This window comes from Dehalobacterium formicoaceticum (assembly GCF_002224645.1).
Classification (GTDB): Bacteria; Bacillota; Dehalobacteriia; order Dehalobacteriales; family Dehalobacteriaceae; genus Dehalobacterium; species Dehalobacterium formicoaceticum.
Window position 1 is genome coordinate 1 of sequence record NZ_CP022121.1, and the last position, 17,145, is coordinate 17,145.

Sequence of the window (17,145 nt, forward strand, 5' to 3'; positions counted from 1 at the left end):
CTAAACGAACCAAAAAGATGTAATATGGAAAAGGGGATAAAATGAAATGTTTACAATTACAGATCGCGCCCTGGAAAAGTTTGAAGAAGGCAGGAAAAGGTTTGAAAATCCACAAAACGTAATGTTACGTATTGCCTTTGCCGGCCATAGCTGATGCGGCCCAAAATTAAAAGTGACTCTGGATGAGTTACATCAAAAAAAAGATCTCATAGAAGAGATCCAGGGAATTAAGGTTGTATTTGATTCCGACTTTGTCAATGTGCTTAGGGGTTCAGTAATTGATTATTCCAAGAATTGGTTGAATCGGGGGTTTGTTGTTCAAAGGCCAGGACAATCCCAGTGCTAAGATGGGATCTTCCCTTTCTGCTTCCTTTACCTTATTTTAGTTTTTTCGGTCTAATTAACCTGATTTTTTCTTTCTTCACTATCTTTTTAACCGGTTCCGCCTTTTTGGCCGGTGCAGGGAATGTCCCATAACTGATAACCCTTTTGCTTCCTTCCTGTCCGCTATGAGTTATGCTCTGAAAGTCATCCGTAATTTTCTTTAACGCGTAAATATTAGTCAGTCCCCAAAGGGCAGCTCCTACAAATAGAGTGAGAGCAGCTTTTGCGGGGATATCGCCAAATAGGGGCAGCCTGGTGATGGTACCCATAGCCAAAAGGACGAACCAACTCAAGATACCGATGCCCCAGCTTTTTAAAATCCAAAATCTACTTGATGTCATACTGATAAAAAAGCACACTACCGCGCCAAGTACGGAACCGATGGTCAGATGGGCAAGCCAACCAACAATAAGAGCAGCTAATCCCGGTTTTGGCTCAGACAGGATGATGGTTTTAGCAAGGTCGATATAAATCCGATCCGAAACTCCCATAGCCTTCAAAGCCATACCTACAAAACCAACAACAACCGCACCAATTAGCCCGGAAAGTATTCCGGGAGTTATCTTGTATCTCACCTGCATGCTCCCTCAGAGATTCAATTTGATAAATCTATTATTGTTAATTCTTGCTCCAATTATACTGCCAACGTGTGAGCAATCGGCAGAAAGCATATCCGCTTAGTTTTTTATGAAGCTGATGTAAATTTTTCGGGTTCTGGGGCCGTCAAACTCACAGAAATAAACACCCTGCCAGGTGCCCAGCTTCAGCTTTCCATTTTCAATGATGACGGTCACGGAAGAACCAAAAAGGGATGATTTGATATGGGCATGGGAATTACCCTCAGCATGTCGGTATCCATTCAGTTCCGGAAATACCTTGTTTAAGCCCGTTAAAATATCATATATCACATCAGGATCAGCATTTTCGTTGATGGTAATGCCGGCGGTGGTGTGAGGAACGAATACAACGGCAATGCCTTCCTTTATTTGGTTCCTTCTTACCTCATCTTGAATGATGTTTGTAATATCGATCAATTCCTGGGCATTACCAGTTTTTATTTGATGCTCCATATGCTAAATCCTCCATCTCTTTTTCCCTCTTTTTATAGCCTGCACAATTGAACAATTACTTATTTCCCCAGATCTGCTAATTTTAAAGTATCTTGTTTGATCATTCTTTTTCTTGCCTTAATAAATAAATGACGTAAATTATGTTGATAATTTTTGAGAAAAATAAACCTACAGTATTTACTGCAGGTTTTCCGTAATGATTATTGTAATCTTTTCATTACATTTCTTTGCAATTTTTTACGCTTCTTTACACTTCTTTCTTTAGTTCTTTCTGATACGCTTTCCATCCGGGGCACCAGCCGGTATGCCAATGCCATAATCTACCCAGTAGAGATCGAGGTTTCTTTTCTGCGTAAGCACGAAATTTACAGCTTTCACAGCGAGATTTCACGTCATCCATCTCCTTCCGCGATTATTTTAATCACGTACATCGATTCTACCTCCGCCTTAGAGGCGGGAGCATGTCACGGTGCAGATCATCTGGCATCATTATACCATATTTTGCATAATAGATATACAGTCTTAATCCTTTATTCTTGGATTCTGGATCCTCTCAATGACGGCTTTTGCGCCCTGAATGCTTCCGAATCAAGTACCGCAAAAGGTTCGGTAAGAGCAGGCCGATGGTTCGGGAGGCAGAGAGAATTCATCCTGTCTGGAGCTATAGTCATAGGGATGCTTAAGGACATCAAGAAGGCGCCCCATCACTTGATAGTCCCCGTCTTTTACCGCCGCTTCCAATGCTTCTTCCACCCGATGATTTCGGGGAATGACTGCAGGATTGGATTCTTTCATTAATTGACGGGAAGCAGTTTTAGACTGCTGCTGCCTGCTTAATCTTGCCTGCCACTGCTTATGCCATACAGCAAATTCTTCGGTGCCAAAGAGAACCGTGTCCTCGGTCTGATCAAGAGTTAAAGCCCGAAAGGTATTAGTAAAGTCCCCTTGATACTTCTCCATCATATTGAGGAGCATTTCTATCAATGATTCATCCTGCGGTTCTTCATTAAACAAACCTAATTTCCTCCGCATTCCTTTGAGCCAATGATCATGATACAATTCCGAAAAATTGGCAATCACCTCTTGGGCCATGCTGATGGCTTGCTCCTCATTGTCATGAATGAGGGGCAAAAGGGTTTCGGCCAATCGGGCCAGATTCCAAGCAGCAATATTGGGCTGGTTGCCATAGGCATAGCGGCCTTGTCTATCGATGGTACTAAATACCGTTTTGGGATCATAGGTATCCATAAAAGCACAAGGGCCATAATCAATAGTTTCCCCACTAAGAACCATGTTGTCCGTGTTCATGACCCCGTGGATAAAGCCAACCAACTGCCACTTGGCAATCAGCTTGGCCTGACGTTTCATCACCTCTTGAAGCAAATAAAGATAGAGGTTCCCATCAATTTTTACCTCCGGGAAGTGTCTTTGCAAGGTGTAATCGGCGAGAGTGCGCAGTTCCTCAGCTGTGCCCCATGCAGCAAGGTATTGAAAGGTACCTACTCTGATGTGACTAGCTGCCACCCGGGTTAAAATGGCACCGGGCAGCAAAGTTTCCCGAATCAAAGACTCACCGGTTGTCACAACGGCTAAACTGCGGGTGGTCGGAATACCTAATCCGTGCATGGCTTCACTAATGATGTATTCCCTGAGCATTGGCCCCAGTGCCGCCCTGCCATCTCCCCCTCGGGAATAAGGTGTTTTGCCTGAGCCCTTGAGCTGAATATCAAAACGTTCACCCTGGGGCGTGATCTGCTCGCCAAGGAGATGAGCCCGACCGTCTCCTAACATGGTAAAATGCCCGAATTGGTGGCCCGCATATGCTTGGGCAAGAGGCATGGAACCCTCAGGAATCCGGTTACCCGCAAAAACCGCTGCTCCCTCATCGCCGTCCAGTGCCTGAATGTTTAAGCCTAAAGTTTCAGCCAAAGGATCATTTAGAATAACCAATGCAGGTGCCCGTACAGGCGTTGGATCGAGCCTGGTAAAAAATGATTTCGGAAGACGAGCATAACTGTTATCAAAGTTCCATCCAGTTTTTATTATTTCTTTGCATACTGTCATGGCAGCTCCTTTCCTTTTCCATCCTTTATTCTATCTTTTTTATTATACCCTTTCTTGCGGCTTAATCTATACCCGAACGATACCAAAATATGTTTCCAGTATTTCAGCAAAACCAATAAAATTAGTGCATATTAATTCATTCATAAAAAAACGCAGGCCAGGGAATTTTCCCCGACCGGTGTTAGTTTTATACGATGTCATCGTATCTATTTACTTATGATTATTGAATTTATCTCACCTTATGATCGTGATTATAACTGTTCTTTTCTCGCTAACTGTCTTTGGAAAAAAATAAAAACAGGTAATGGTATCAAGACCCAACCGAAACTCCTGAACAAACTGTTCTTAGCCCTCAAAATCTGCCTTTCTTTTTCTGATGCTGCCATCTCATCATATCTGGCACGTAATTCCTCATCAGACAACTTAATTTCTCCTTCTCCAGAGGGATCCGGCTTAATCTCGCCGCCATACTGACGATATTCAGCAAAAGACTGGTAATAAGGAGCAGGACTGATGATATCAGAAGCAGCCATGAAAACCCCGATACTCCCGCCGATCATCATCATTAATGTGGTAAAAAGAACTAAATACAAATAAACTTTTTTAATCATGTCTTCCCCTCCTTCTAGATGCTCTATTTTACTTCCCGCAATAATTATTAATATGATTGCGATAATTGCAACCGGTATTAAAATTGATACCATCGTCATGCCTCTCCCCCCTTGTCAATTTGATCGTTATTGTAGTTAGACGTCTTTTTCGTTCAAATGTTCCAGATTACCAGCTTTTCTTAACATAATTTTTATGGCTAATTCCCCACAAAAATAGTATGATTAATCTATACAAAACAAAAAAGGAATGACTCCTCATGAACTTAATCTATCAAACCAATAAGCTGTCCCAGGAGTGGAATCAGCCCCTGATCTTTGCCTTTTATCAGGAAAAAATATTGGTGGAAACAAATAATGACCGCCTGATTATACCCACACCTTTAGATTTAGATAATCACGGCATCATCATAGATAAAAAACTCTATATCGGAATTATCAACGATCATCCCAGTTATATTGCGGAGCTGCCTGCGGATTATCCGCCTTTGCAGCCGAAGAACCTAAATTTTGTCGGACTGCGGGGACTTTTCGATGCTGTGGAGGATAATGTATTTTGGGCAGCCGGCCGAGCCTTTCAAATCATGAATTGGCATCGGACCCATATCTTCTGCGGCCGCTGTGCTACACCCACCCAAAATAAAACTAACGAAATCGCCAAAGAATGTCCTCATTGCGGTCTGATCAGTTACCCCAATATGGCTCCGGCGGTGATTGTAGCGGTGGTCAAGGACGATAAAATCCTTCTTGCCCGGAACAAGCAAAACCTTTCCAAGTTTTATAGTGTCCTCGCCGGTTTTGTTGAAGCAGGAGAGACCTTGGAGGACTGTGTACGAAGAGAAATTATGGAGGAAGTGGGGATCAAGGTCAAGAACATCACCTATTTTGGCAGCCAACCCTGGCCTTTCCCCAATTCTTTGATGCTGGGTTTCACTGCAGAGTATGAAAGCGGAGAAATTCAGGTGGATGGGGTGGAGATTGCCGAAGCTGATTGGTTTTGCAAGGATGAGCTGCCGGCAACTCCGGGAAATATCAGCATCGCTCATCATTTAATCGAATGGTTTAAAAACCGATTTTAAGATTATCGGAATTTTTGGAGAAAGAATTCCCTTATCCTTCCTTTATACCAACCGTCTTTTCTTTCTATGTTTTCAAATTCCAAGACTCCCACTTCTATAAGTGGGAGTTCCTATTATTACTCCAATTAGGATAGATTCCCCATCTGAAGCCCATATGTTCAGCTTTGGCTGAACGAGTTCGCTAGAAAAACAGGGTGCTACTGCAAAAGAATATACAAAACTCTATTGCATAGGCGGGGAAAATCCTGTATGATAATACATAGATATTCAATGCATCGATTTAGGATGTATTATGAAAGGAGGCAGAACAAAATGTCGGTAAATCAGGAAATGCTTAGGGGCAGCACCGCTGTTTTAGTTTTAAGTATGCTGGACCGAGAGCCTATGTATGGCTATCAGATGATTAAAGAAATTGAACAGGAATCCGGCGGAATCTTCCTTTTTAAAGAAGGGACACTTTATCCCATTCTTCACGCCTTAGAATCTAAAGGCATGATTGAATCCTACTGGTTGGGTAAAGAAGGCGGCAGGAAAAGAAAATACTATCAATTGACGACAAAAGGTAAAGCTCATTTAAAAGAACAACAACAAGAATGGGTGCGCTTCCGCGGGGCCGTTGATAAAATTTTAAAGAGGGAGGTTTTGGCGTGGATCTAATTAACAATCGCATCATCCAGGATTATGTGAACAAGGTATGCGCCCAAGTTAAATTCCGTGATGTTCATCCGGATGTAAAACTGGAACTGGAAGCCCATATCCAGGAAATTATAGAAGAGCATTTAGCCCAAGGCTTTTCTGAAAAGGAGGCTGCTGAGAAGGCTGTTGTTCAAATGGGCGATGCTGATATGGTTGGGAAACAGCTGAATAAAGTTCATAAACCAAAACCGGAATGGAGTATTTTACTGATTTCTCTTCTTTTTATCAACACGGGATTGTTGTCCTTGTATTTTATTCAGAAACAAAGTTTGCTCTCACATAATATCCCTATATTTGAAAGAAGTTTGCTCTTTTCATTGATAAGTTTCATTATTATGATTGGATTCTACTTTTTCAGTTATAAAAAATTGGAGAGGTATTCTAAACATATTTATCTGGGAACACTTGCACTTCTTACTTATACAGTTTTATTTGGAATTCAATACAATGGCAGCAGCAGTTGGTTAACGCTAGGTTCCTTAAGCCTTAACGTTGTGGCAGTTAGTCCCATATTATTTATCATAGCATTGGCTGGGATCTTTAATAAATGGGATTGGGACAACACGTTTAACTTTCTGCAAGGTGTAGCCTTATGTGCCGTGCCATTGATTCTGATGCTGGGAGCACCTTCTATTTCTTCAAGCGTTATCTATGCCGTAGCAAGCATGGTTTTGATGGTTGCCTCAGGGGCAAAATTAAAAAGGCTGCTTTTCATCTCAGTCCCATTTATCGCGATGATCATCCTGTCTGTTTTTACGGTGCCTTATAGAATAGATAGACTCCTGATATTTTTAAACCCCGGCAGCGACCCACATGGAAGCGGGTATATAAACACACAGTTGAATAAAATTATTGAGGATGCAGGGCTTTTCGGTCAAGGACTCACCTTTGCTCCCCAAGGATTGCCAGATCTTCATACAGATTTTATTTTCTCCTTTATTACATATACTTTCGGTTGGATCGCCGGCATTTTGCTGATTGCTTTAACTGTTTTGTTTCTTGTCCGTATTGCACGAATCACCAGGATTGTGAAGAATAATTATGCCAAATTGCTCATCAGTGGCTTTGTATCTATTCTGACAGTAGAATTTTTGTGGAATATCTTGATGAATTTAGGATTAGCCCCCATCAGTGGCATCGGGTTGCCTTTTATCAGTTACGGCGGTTCTCAGCTGATCATTAATGCCGTCATAGTGGGGATGATCTCAAGCATTTTTAAGCGAAGAAATGTTTCTCAAAACTGCCAATGATCGATTAATTCTTTGTCATACATTGGCCTTTGTCCCCAATCATTTCCCTGGCAATTTTTAAAAACTGTCACCTCCGTGTTACCCATGATGATCTCTGAATAGATTGGGAGAATTGGTTGATACTATCAGAGAGTGATCCACCAAGATCAGACAAAAGGGAGGTGAATAAAATGAACCGAGATGAAATGATATTTGCTCCTTTAAGCGACCAGGATTTAACCAAAATTCAGGAGGCTGAAAAAATGGTCAATCAGCAAGGGGGAAAAAATGACATTATTTTGCTGGCCTATGCCAAAAAATAAATAACCTTTTTAAAATATAAGGGGTTGGTAAAGAATTTTTTACCAGCCCCTTATTTATACTTTCGGAAATATAACTTTTAAAAGGTTGAAAGTATAAGAGCAACTAAGGCTTCCGCTAAGCTTTCGGCTTGGCGTAAGCCAAGTTTTCTTTATGGCCAAGATATAATTTACCGCGTTGCAAATAATTCAGTTAATGCTTTGATATGCTCCGGGGTAGTGCCGCAGCAGCCCCCCACCAGGGAAGCTCCTTCTTGGAAACATTTCAGCACACCTTGAGCAAAGACCTCGGGGGTCATGTCATAAATGGTTTCCCCTTTTACCAGCTTCGGTTTACCGGCATTGGGCATGGCCAAAATAGGTAATGTTGTTTTTTCTCTAAGCTCTGCGATAATATCTGCAATTTCTTCCGGATCTAAGTCCCCGCAATTGGTACCAATCACATCTCCTCCGGCTTGCTCCACAGCCGCAGCACACTCCGCCAGGGTTTGCCCCATCATGGTGCGACCGCCGGAATCTTTAGAAGATAGTGTAAAGGATACCACCACCGGCAGGCGGGAAACTTCTTTGCAGGCTTTTAATGCGCATAGAGCTTCTTTAAGGTCCATCATGGTTTCAATAATAAAACCATCCACTCCTGCTTCAGCCAAAACCCGGCCCTGAGCCTGATAACCGGTTATGATCTCCTCCTCCGTATAAGGCCCGAAGGGTACCATCAATTGACCGGTAGGCCCCATATCACCCAATATGAAACGGGCACCTGATCTTTTTGCCAGTTGCACGCCGGCTTGGTTGACCTCCGCCATATCAACCTGCACGTTATGGGTTTTCAGATAAATGGGATTCATGGTAAAGGTATTGGCGGTGATGACATCAGCCCCGCTGGACACATAATCTTGATGAACCTTTAAAACAGTTTCCGGATGAATTAGGTTATTGACCCCGCCGCTAAGTTCCAGGCCGTAACGAGCTAATTGAGTTCCCATACCGCCATCAAAGATGACAGGTTGTTTGGTCTTAATAAAGGATAAAAAGTCCATTTCATTCACACTCCGTCACACCAGCTTTTTCATTATTCTAACACCTTTCGCGCTCCTTGAAAAGAATTCCTGCTTAACCCCAATTGCAATTTTTCAGCTAAACAGGAAGCTTTCCGGATTTTGAGAGCAAAAAACATCTTTCTCCTGCTGAGAAAAGTATGGCGTATCACGGAATATTTTTAAATAATTGCTGTAGGAATTCATCCATAATAAATTAATGGAAAAATCGGAGCCAAAAAGAATCCGCTCTGCCAGTCTCTTTTTCAAGCCCGAATCCCCTTGGGCAATCATTTTCCTTAAGGAGCGATAATACTGATCATCAAAGCCCCGGCAGGAAAAATCCGTATATACGTGCTCATATTGATCGATTAAGGAAAAAATATCCTGGGCCCATTTATTTTTCCCCTTGCCCTCCTGATTTCCCAAATGGCCAAAATTCAGCTTTAATTCCGGGAAGTTTTTTAAAACCAATGCCCATCTGGCAGGTGAACTGTATAACTCTGCATCCTTGGTATCGATAATCCGATAGCCTCCATTGCTGCAGTGGGTTGTGATCGGTATACGTTTACACGAGGAAAACTCATAAAGACACTCAGATTTTTTCCGTTCCTCCGGATCCTCCGGCCAGGGGTCAAAACCTAAAGGAGGATAAACCTTAATGCCGGAAAAGAAATTACTGCCCATGCTGTCAATATCGCCGTTAAATTTTCCCTGGTTTGCTTCTAACTCTAAAGGATTTCCAGAATACTCTCCAAAATATTTATCCAGCATCTTCTCAACTTTTTCCATGGTATAGTTGCTTGTATTAATCCCTAAAAAGGGATAAACCTGAAAGAATCTTTCCTTGGTTTCTTTTCCCTGATAATAGGTGCGAATCCCATTAAAAAGATCCAGGACCTGCTCAACGATCGGTTTTTGCACCGGAATAGCATTATAATAAATGGCTGGGTTGGTCATATTCTTATACCCAAAATCCATCATTAAAGGAGTAAGCACAATTTTATCATAGTGAAAATTTCCTAAAGACAACCGGCTTCCTTCTAATAATTCCTGATGCATTTCCCGATCCAGCATTTGAAATACAGAAGCGGCATCATGTTCCATGATCACTAATAGATTCTTTACTCGATTGAGCAGATCCGTGACCCCCATGGTATTTAAAATTCGAGTCAGAGTACGGGGACTGAAAGTATGAAATACCAGGTAAGAAAGCATTGCTAAATTGGCACCAAAAAAAATTTTAATAGGATGATCTAATAGAGTCGGTTCAAAACGACGTAAAAATGCCAGAAAATTAGGATGACTTAAATTCATCACATGACAATGAACATCATAAAACGTTTTTCCTGCCATACAATTTCCCTCCTTTATGTTCGTGATAAGCATTATGTCGAGTTTTTAGGGTTTATGACAGAAAAATTTCCTGCTTTTAATAGCCATTTTTATCTTTCAGAATCAATCTAAGGCCAATGGTGAAAATGATAGGCAATAAAATGTATCCGATAAAGGCCTCTAAGGATACCAAAAACTGCATCAACCCATTTATGGGTGTCACATCACCGTAGCCTACCGTTGTTAAAGTAATGACACTAAAATAAAACCATTTAAAATAAGAGGATGTGGGGTAATAAAATCTATCCACGCAATAATAAAAAGTAGCAAAGGCTACAATCACCAAGCCATAGACCAAAACAACGATCATGACAAATTCTTTTAAACAACGCATGGAGAGAATGGCAATAAATACGCGGTCAATCATGAGAATTTTTTGATAAAAAACCAAGGCCAGGATCAGGATGAGTAAAATGCTGATCAATGCCGCCAAAATACCGGGTACGCCAAAAAAACCCAACAAGAAATCGCTGATGGGTATGGCAAATAAAAACATAGTGAGCAAAAACATGATTTCACCCTTGGGGCTTAGCTTTTTGGCCACAGATGCCACCTTTTCACCTGACTAACTTGGCGTAAGCCTCCCGCCTCATTAGACGGGAGTCAAACGCCAACTAAGTCATGCATTAGCAGTTCTAAAACTTGCTAAGAAAATCACTTAGCAAGTTAAGAACTTGCGTCAATTAGAAATTTACTTATTTTCTATGCCAAAAAGCAAGGTAATATAACTGGTCGTGGCGATATTTTTATTACCCAGGATCACACCGGAATTGGTATGATTGAGAACGGCAAAGTCATTCTTGCCCAATTTGTTCATTGCTGTAAATAAAACGCCGATGGCTGCAGGTGAATCCAGATAATCGTCATTCATGGTAAAAATACGTCCTAAATTCCTCTCTTTTAAGGCTTGAATGGTTTCTTGATCTTTCAGCTCCGTTTCATCACATTTTAAATAGTGGGAGAAATCCACTGATGCCAAAACAACCGTCTTATCACCCATGATCCCGGCAATTTTTTCTCCTAAAACATTCGCCTCTTCCCGAGAAAAATTATTGGGGAAAATGATTGGTAACACCTTGGTCTCCGGGAGATAGTATTTGATGAAAGGCATGATATTGCCCATCGCATGTTCCACACTCATGATTTCGTCATTTACTTGTACGGAGGAAGAAGCTTGACGAAGGCTTTTTAATAGTTTTTCATCCACATCCACCACCCCAAAGGGCGTTTGCCAGCCCAAGGAACTGGTCACTATTCGGCCCCCTTCATTACTATGATTAGGTCCTAATAGAATAATCGTGTCCGGTTTTTGATCCTTCAACGTATCAAACACCCGGGCAATCAGCTTGTCCGCCACCAGGTGATGGGGAATGACTCCGCCGCGAATATTTTCTAAATCAGGGCCTTCAGGAAATTCCCCGGTGTAGAAATTACCCGTTTGAAAAAAAGCATTGGGATGTACGGGGGGGAAGGAACCAGGCTGAACACTGGTTCCTGTCCGATCCCCGCTGAGCGCAATATAGGCAATTGCTGCCCAAATGATTACTGCGACCAGGAGTATTTTTTTCATCATTTGATTTCCACCCTATCCGTTGCTGTCATACTATAAATTTTACCACTCTTTACATGATGCAATGTCATGTTTTGGGCTGTAAAACTACCAGGATTGACAATCCGGGCGTAATAATTAAAAGATCCTTTCTCCGTGACCGCAAAAGCTACTTTTTGTCCCTCCACCTCAATGGGCCAGCCGATATCATGTTTTGTCACACCCCATTCATAGGGCCTCTCCACCAGTTTTAGTCCTGAAGGAAGGTAATCAGTGATCTGATAGACACCATCGGGCGCCTTGCCCCCGATATTCCATGAGACTTTAATTTCGACCAAATCACCGGCATTAAACTGGCGGGTGGTTTTTCCTGCCACCAGGTAGTCCCGGGCAATGGTGACCCCTTCTGTGGAACTGCTCTTGAGAGGAGTATATTTTTCCTGATAGTTCCAGGTCATACCAACTTTTCCTTGAATATTCTCAAAGGACAAGGCTTTTAATTTATCAGGCGTTAAAGTCAGGGAATGGATTTCTCCCGCAGGCAATTTAACCTGTTTTTTCTTGCCTTCCAGAATATAAGTAAAGCTCGTACTTACATCCGTCATTTTATCCAAGCCTTCCTCAATAAATGTGATTTGCTCCAGATAATTCAGTTCATTTTGAGGAGGATTTTCCATGACATAACGCAGAAGAAGGCTGCTTTCCGCAAAGTTTAGTCTGCCCGCTGCCAAAGCCGTAAGACCGGTCAACTTTGTCATATCATCCTTATTATTACCGCTGTTTATTTGCATATAGGGACCGTTGGTTTCTCCATATTCCTGAAGCAGTCCCTTTAAAATCTTCCTGGCCGGTTGTTCATCGCCCAATTGGTTTAAGGATAGCACCAGATACAGTTTTTCTGTAAGGCTTAAGTCCTTTTCACTAGCTGCCAGAACCACTTCTTGGAGTACCGGCTCTTCCAGAGAGGTCAACCCATACAAGGCCATGATACCTCTTTCCCTGCTTTCTTGGGGATCATTAATGATCTTAAAGAAGTAAGACTTTAGGGCATCCACATCAAAATATTCCTCTGACCAGGGAGCAATCAGCACGCTGACTTCTAAATCACTGCTCCCATAGGGTAATATTGCAATCCCGCCATCTGGGGTTTGATAAGAGGAAAGATCCAATTTCTCCAATTCATCAGGCAATCCTGTAAATTCTTCAAAATGCTCCTGCAGCAACGATATTGCCACGTAGGGCGCCAATTTTTGTTCGATGCGGCTGCCCTCCAGATAGGCCAAAGAACAAAGAGCGGATAAATATTGACTGCGCGTAGTATCCGCAAAGGTAATAGTCACCGGTTTGTTCGTGGCTGCCTCCACCTTACTCTCCGTCGTTAAAGGGGCAAAGTTAACTTTCTCCTGGGTCATATAAGATTCTGCCACCTGAAATGTCCTGGTAATGGTGTCTTCCAATCTATTCCCTGCTGCGCGGACGGTGATTTGATAGTCCCCCGGTTCTAAAGCAGGTAGCTGTACCGGTACCGTATCAAAGGCCGAAGCAGAGAGATTTTTCGATAAAATTTCCTTTTTCCCGGCTTCCTCAACAACCTGCACCCGATAATTCACCTGTGCGTCAACCTTAAGGGCAGACCCTAAAGAACGCAGGTTAATCACCGGCCGGTCTCCGGCCAGATAATTCTCATTCAATACCAGATCCGTAAAGAAAGGCAAGCGTACATTGATTTTTGCGGTTCCGCTCATCCCTTCCAGATCCGGGGTAATCCCTTGATAGGTCAAGCGCCACGAAGTAAGATTATCCGGTACGGTAAATGTAACTGTGGCTTTTCCGTCGGCACCGGTATGGATAGTTTCAAAGAAAGCAGTATCCTTAAAGTCTTGCCTGCCGGATCCGCCTTCTCCCCCATGTTCAGCACCGCCGCCGCTAAAACGTGTGGGATCCTGATGGGTACTGCCGGTTAAAATTACCCCGCTGGAAATATAATCACTGTAGATGGAGCCCAGCAGGTTCACTTCCTGAGGACTGAGCTGATACAAGGCCTCATCCACTAAATTCAAATTAACTGTGGCCGGTGCGGGACGACCCCTCTGATCTCTAACCTCTACATTGACCTGCACCTTATCCTGTGGTCGGTATTCTTTTTTGTCAGTGGTGATTTTGATATCTAATGCTTTGGCCTTTTCATCATAGGCAACCAGCTGTTCCGGTGTCATATGATAATTTTTCCCATCGAAATAAACGCCTGAAACCCAATAATTGGGGATATCCCTGCGATTAAATTTGGCACTATAAACTCCGGTATCCTGAATCCGGTAATCCATGATCCCTCTTTTTGCCGTATAAAAAAGATATCCATTTTCCCGATCAGGAAGCTTTTGTTCATTATTCTTTACCGTTAAGCGCACGTTTTCTCCCTCTTGATATCTTGCTGCCCCGAACTCCCCGTCATCCAGGTAATACCAATTATTGTTTTCATCTTGAGGGTTTTGCCCGCCAAAGAGAAATATCTCATTTTCCGTTTGGTTATTATTACCATCCATGGCGCTCAATTCTACATAATAGGATTTTTCTTCTTCCGCTTTAAAGTTGAACCGGGCCTTTCCGGTATTGTCTGTCACCACCTGTTCCATAGTCACCGGAACTCTCCGTTCCTGATAGCGATATTTCTGAACTACTTTTTTATTGACGAAATCATAATACTCTCCATCTTCTTCCCGGGTCCACTCCTGACGAAAAACTGCAACCGTAACAGGCACCCGTACTGCTTTCTCCAAAAAGAAGGCATCTTCTTCCCAATAATCCTTCTCTCCCTGATTTACCTTATCTACCGTGAGCCGATCCGTGGTAATATTTACCTGACCTTGATGATCACGAATGGCTCCCTCCGCCTCAATCTCCAGATCATTATTGAGAACAATTATGGAAGTTGCCGTAGAGATCGGTCCGCTTTCCGGCAATGTGGCATTGATGGATAGATAACGATACTGAACCACGTCAGAGTATTCCGACTGATACGTAGGTTTGTAAGTGATCTTTCCCTGGCCGCGTTCATCTGTGGTTATTTCTCCCGGCTGATCCAAATAATAATTTAACTTTACCCGAGGCACAGGTGTTTCTTCAAAGCAGGCTGTAGCCACATTGATGTCCAAGGTATCGCCGACAAAAACAGCATTTTTTTCTGTTTCCACGTCAATACGATAGGAGGGTTTGGTATAGGTTTGTACATCAAACCCTTGCTGCATTAGGGTTAGATCATCCAAACGCACCGTGATCTGATAGTAGCCCGGGATCAGATTAGGCAGCTTCATCTCTCCGCTGAAAACCTGATTTTCCACCGGCAGCATTTTTTCTTCTAAAATTACTTCCTCCTGGCTTTCCTTCCATTGGGTCAAGGCAACAGTTAACTGACCGGGCTGTTTAAGTCCTTCCTTTCTGCTTTTAACCAGACCCCAAAAAGAAACCGTATCATTCGGTTGATAAAGGCCGCGATCCAAATATATATATTTCCAATAATCCTGGGTTGAAGCTTCAGTCTGATCTTGATTTCCCATGAGGGGGCCAAACCAAGTAGGTTTTAAAACAGCAACGGCTTCCTGATCTTTCCCTTTTACCACTACATAAGCATTATTATTTTCCAGGGGAGGGGTAGGCATGGATACCAATCCATTTTCATCTGTCTTACCTTCGCCCACATGACCGGATAAAGAAACGATTCCCTCTGTTAAAGGCGCACCATTTAACTGATTGTGGGCCCAGACTAAGGTTTCGTCCTCTCCTACTGCGGCATAAACCGCTAAGTCTGTTACCTGCACCCATACCTGACGGGTCATAGTACCTAACGATACTTCCCCCAGATAATATCCAGGCGTAAGAGTTTGGGGCAATTCGATAAAATGCTCCCCGCCGTATTTTTTTAAATCAGTGTCAAAGGATAAGACTTTTTCTAATCCCTTATGCTCTGCCTGATAAACACCGCGGCTGAAATATGCCCAGGAAGGTATTTTTTCTCGTTCCTGGATGCTCTTGATATAATCCTCTCCCTTCTGATATTTAAAAAAGGAGACCTTTACCTGGGGTGCTGCATTTCCTTTGGCAGAATAATAGCCGATCGGAAGCACCGGTGCGCTTGTGCTGGGAAATTCCATGGTATTATTATAAAACTCAATATAAGCATCATTGGTATTATGTTGAGTTGGGTCTTGTGTTTCAAATTGAAAGACCAGATCCTCCGCCAAAGCCACATCACTGCCGGCGAGCTTGAGGCCTTTTTTCACCTTCACCGTATAAACCGTTCCCGGTTGTAAACTATCGGGTACAAAAACCGCGGTTTTTTTGTGCTCTTCAAACCGTCCTTTGACTTGGGGTGTAATTTCAAAGTATTTATTCAAATCTGCAAAACCGGCATGACTGAAAGTCACTTCTATGCCGGTATTTGTCGGTACCCCCGTTGATTGATCCCGGGGCAGGGTACTGTTCACTTTAAATGTACCCTTGGTCTGAAAAGCCCATTTCAAAGGACTGGAGCCAGGCAAATCCAAGGTAAACCGGTAAACCTTATTTTCTGCCAGGGGAGCATTGGGAATAAGCTTAATTTGATTGGTATTCTTTTGTTCCTCAACATTAAATTCAATTTCCGGTTGCACTGAAATATTTTTCGCCACAATCTTAGGATCAATGTAGGTTGATGTTTTTACTAAAAATTGAGAAGCAGGATCCACTCCGGCACGATCAGCCTGGGTTGGTTCCAGATTAATTTCAGCAGCCAAGGCACTGGTTAAATCTAAAGGCTGCTGTCCTTTATCAATGAAGAAAAAAACAACGCTGGCTACAATCAGTCCGATGATGACGACAAAAAAAGCAATTTTCCTTTTCATATTCTTCTCCCCAGTCGCTTAGGATAATTTGGTCTGCTTTTTAGACGCAGAATAAATTTAAAATGTTCCCTGTTATGTTTCACATATAAATTTATTCCATACCGTTTGCCATTTTCCTGCCTGCCCATTCCTAAGAATAGTTAAGCTCCGCATCATCCTTTCAGATAAGCGGAGCCCAATACTAATCAATTATCTTTACGAAATCACCATTTTTTAATGAAGCAGCATTGGCCTCATCCATATCCACATGCATTTCCAGGTTATACTCCTCACTTACCCGCACCATTACTTCACAAAAAACGACACCTCGTGCACCCTCTGTCTGCACATTGATGCGCTCACCGTCTTTGACATTGAAACGGGCTGCCTCCTTGGGATGCATATGAATATGCCTCGCCGCAATGATGCATCCCTCAGGGACCGTGACTGATCCCGCCGGACCCACCAGGGTTAACCCGGCAGATCCTGACAAATCCCCGGAATCCCGAATGGGAGCCTTTACCCCCAATTTAAAGCAATCGGACACGGATATCTCTACCTGAGTTCTGTTACGGGTTGGACCCAAAATGCGGACATTTTCAATCACACCTTTAGGTCCTACCAAGGTCACTTTTTCGGCACAAGCAAATTGTCCAGGTTGAGAAAGATCCTTAAACCTGGTCAGGGTGGCATTTCCTCCAAAAAGAATCTCCAAATCATGCCCGGAAAGATGGACATGCCGATTGGAAATCCCAATCGGGATTTTTTTATCTTCTTTCATCAGTGGCTGATCGCAGCATTCCTTGCTCAATTGCTGCCTTAATACCATTTTAACAATCTCCTCCAGCTGTCCTTTGT

14 protein-coding genes are annotated in these 17,145 nt (G+C 42.7%); 4 read left to right on the top strand and 10 right to left on the bottom strand.

Going from position 1 to position 17,145, the window contains the following annotated elements:
• Window positions 1–377: 377 nt before the first annotated feature.
• The 4 genes from CEQ75_RS00005 to CEQ75_RS00020 form a co-directional block, all read right to left on the bottom strand.
• Entirely contained in the window at window positions 378–959 is a 582-nt protein-coding gene (locus tag CEQ75_RS00005; RefSeq protein WP_089608520.1) for a hypothetical protein, read from the bottom strand.
• 102 nt (window positions 960–1,061) lie between these two features.
• Window positions 1,062–1,454, bottom strand: coding sequence for a secondary thiamine-phosphate synthase enzyme YjbQ (locus CEQ75_RS00010; protein ID WP_089608521.1), 393 nt, complete (start codon window positions 1,452–1,454; stop codon window positions 1,062–1,064).
• Between the two features lie 588 nt (window positions 1,455–2,042).
• A complete protein-coding gene (locus tag CEQ75_RS00015; RefSeq protein WP_089608522.1) occupies window positions 2,043–3,518 on the bottom strand; it encodes a protein adenylyltransferase SelO in 1,476 nt (491 codons plus the stop codon).
• A 251-nt stretch (window positions 3,519–3,769) separates the two neighbouring features.
• The gene (locus CEQ75_RS00020; RefSeq protein ID WP_242965326.1) at window positions 3,770–4,228 is read right to left on the bottom strand and encodes a hypothetical protein; all 459 of its coding nucleotides are present in this window, start codon (window positions 4,226–4,228) and stop codon (window positions 3,770–3,772) included.
• Between the two features lie 158 nt (window positions 4,229–4,386).
• Here CEQ75_RS00020 and nudC point away from each other — a divergent pair, with 158 nt between their 5' ends.
• The 4 genes from nudC (at window position 4,387) to CEQ75_RS19130 (ending at window position 7,453) form a co-directional block, all read left to right on the top strand.
• Window positions 4,387–5,205, top strand: coding sequence for an NAD(+) diphosphatase (gene nudC, locus CEQ75_RS00025; RefSeq protein WP_089608523.1), 819 nt, complete (start codon window positions 4,387–4,389; stop codon window positions 5,203–5,205).
• 312 nt (window positions 5,206–5,517) lie between these two features.
• Window positions 5,518–5,862 carry a PadR family transcriptional regulator gene (locus CEQ75_RS00030; protein ID WP_089608524.1) on the top strand — a complete coding sequence of 115 codons (345 nt, stop codon included), beginning with the start codon at window positions 5,518–5,520 and terminating at the stop codon, window positions 5,860–5,862.
• On the top strand, window positions 5,853–7,151 hold the full coding sequence (locus tag CEQ75_RS00035) for an FtsW/RodA/SpoVE family cell cycle protein (protein WP_089608525.1): 1,299 nt from the start codon (window positions 5,853–5,855) through the stop codon (window positions 7,149–7,151). Before CEQ75_RS00030 ends, CEQ75_RS00035 begins: the two co-directional genes overlap by 10 nt.
• Window positions 7,152–7,321: 170 nt before the next feature.
• A complete protein-coding gene (locus CEQ75_RS19130) occupies window positions 7,322–7,453 on the top strand; it encodes a hypothetical protein (protein ID WP_257912488.1) in 132 nt (43 codons plus the stop codon).
• 167 nt (window positions 7,454–7,620) lie between these two features.
• On the opposite strand, the gene CEQ75_RS00040 is transcribed toward CEQ75_RS19130, so the two are convergent.
• The 6 genes from CEQ75_RS00040 to pduL all read right to left on the bottom strand — a co-directional run bounded on the left by CEQ75_RS00040 (window position 7,621) and on the right by pduL (window position 17,116).
• Window positions 7,621–8,490, bottom strand: a complete 870-nt coding sequence (locus CEQ75_RS00040) for a homocysteine S-methyltransferase family protein (RefSeq protein ID WP_089608526.1) — start codon at window positions 8,488–8,490, stop codon at window positions 7,621–7,623.
• A 93-nt stretch (window positions 8,491–8,583) separates the two neighbouring features.
• Window positions 8,584–9,843 carry an amidohydrolase family protein gene (locus CEQ75_RS00045; protein ID WP_157677224.1) on the bottom strand — a complete coding sequence of 420 codons (1,260 nt, stop codon included), beginning with the start codon at window positions 9,841–9,843 and terminating at the stop codon, window positions 8,584–8,586.
• Window positions 9,844–9,919: 76 nt separating this feature from the next.
• On the bottom strand, window positions 9,920–10,426 hold the full coding sequence (locus CEQ75_RS00050; protein ID WP_089608528.1) for a potassium channel family protein: 507 nt from the start codon (window positions 10,424–10,426) through the stop codon (window positions 9,920–9,922).
• A 147-nt stretch (window positions 10,427–10,573) separates the two neighbouring features.
• A complete protein-coding gene (gene amrB / locus CEQ75_RS00055) occupies window positions 10,574–11,455 on the bottom strand; it encodes an AmmeMemoRadiSam system protein B (RefSeq protein WP_089608529.1) in 882 nt (293 codons plus the stop codon).
• Entirely contained in the window at window positions 11,452–16,308 is a 4,857-nt protein-coding gene (locus tag CEQ75_RS00060) for an Ig-like domain-containing alpha-2-macroglobulin family protein (RefSeq protein ID WP_089608530.1), read from the bottom strand. The genes amrB and CEQ75_RS00060 overlap by 4 nt, the downstream gene beginning before the upstream one ends.
• Before the next feature lie 181 nt (window positions 16,309–16,489).
• Window positions 16,490–17,116: a phosphate propanoyltransferase gene (gene pduL, locus CEQ75_RS00065; RefSeq protein WP_089612436.1), complete on the bottom strand. Its 627-nt coding sequence runs from the start codon at window positions 17,114–17,116 to the stop codon at window positions 16,490–16,492.
• Window positions 17,117–17,145 lie beyond the last annotated feature (29 nt).

What these genes read in the sequence shown, in the direction of transcription:
- CEQ75_RS00010 (WP_089608521.1), bottom strand. Translation starts at nt 1,454, where the DNA reads ATGGAGCATCAAATAAAAACTGGTAATGCCCAGGAATTGATCGATATT.
- CEQ75_RS00015 (WP_089608522.1), bottom strand. Translation starts at nt 3,518, where the DNA reads ATGACAGTATGCAAAGAAATAATAAAAACTGGATGGAACTTTGATAAC.
- CEQ75_RS00020 (WP_242965326.1), bottom strand. Translation starts at nt 4,228, where the DNA reads ATGACGATGGTATCAATTTTAATACCGGTTGCAATTATCGCAATCATA.
- nudC (WP_089608523.1), top strand. Translation starts at nt 4,387, where the DNA reads ATGAACTTAATCTATCAAACCAATAAGCTGTCCCAGGAGTGGAATCAG.
- CEQ75_RS00030 (WP_089608524.1), top strand. Translation starts at nt 5,518, where the DNA reads ATGTCGGTAAATCAGGAAATGCTTAGGGGCAGCACCGCTGTTTTAGTT.
- CEQ75_RS19130 (WP_257912488.1), top strand. Translation starts at nt 7,322, where the DNA reads ATGAACCGAGATGAAATGATATTTGCTCCTTTAAGCGACCAGGATTTA.
- CEQ75_RS00040 (WP_089608526.1), bottom strand. Translation starts at nt 8,490, where the DNA reads ATGGACTTTTTATCCTTTATTAAGACCAAACAACCTGTCATCTTTGAT.
- CEQ75_RS00045 (WP_157677224.1), bottom strand. Translation starts at nt 9,843, where the DNA reads ATGGCAGGAAAAACGTTTTATGATGTTCATTGTCATGTGATGAATTTA.
- amrB (WP_089608529.1), bottom strand. Translation starts at nt 11,455, where the DNA reads ATGATGAAAAAAATACTCCTGGTCGCAGTAATCATTTGGGCAGCAATT.
- CEQ75_RS00060 (WP_089608530.1), bottom strand. Translation starts at nt 16,308, where the DNA reads ATGAAAAGGAAAATTGCTTTTTTTGTCGTCATCATCGGACTGATTGTA.
- pduL (WP_089612436.1), bottom strand. Translation starts at nt 17,116, where the DNA reads ATGGTATTAAGGCAGCAATTGAGCAAGGAATGCTGCGATCAGCCACTG.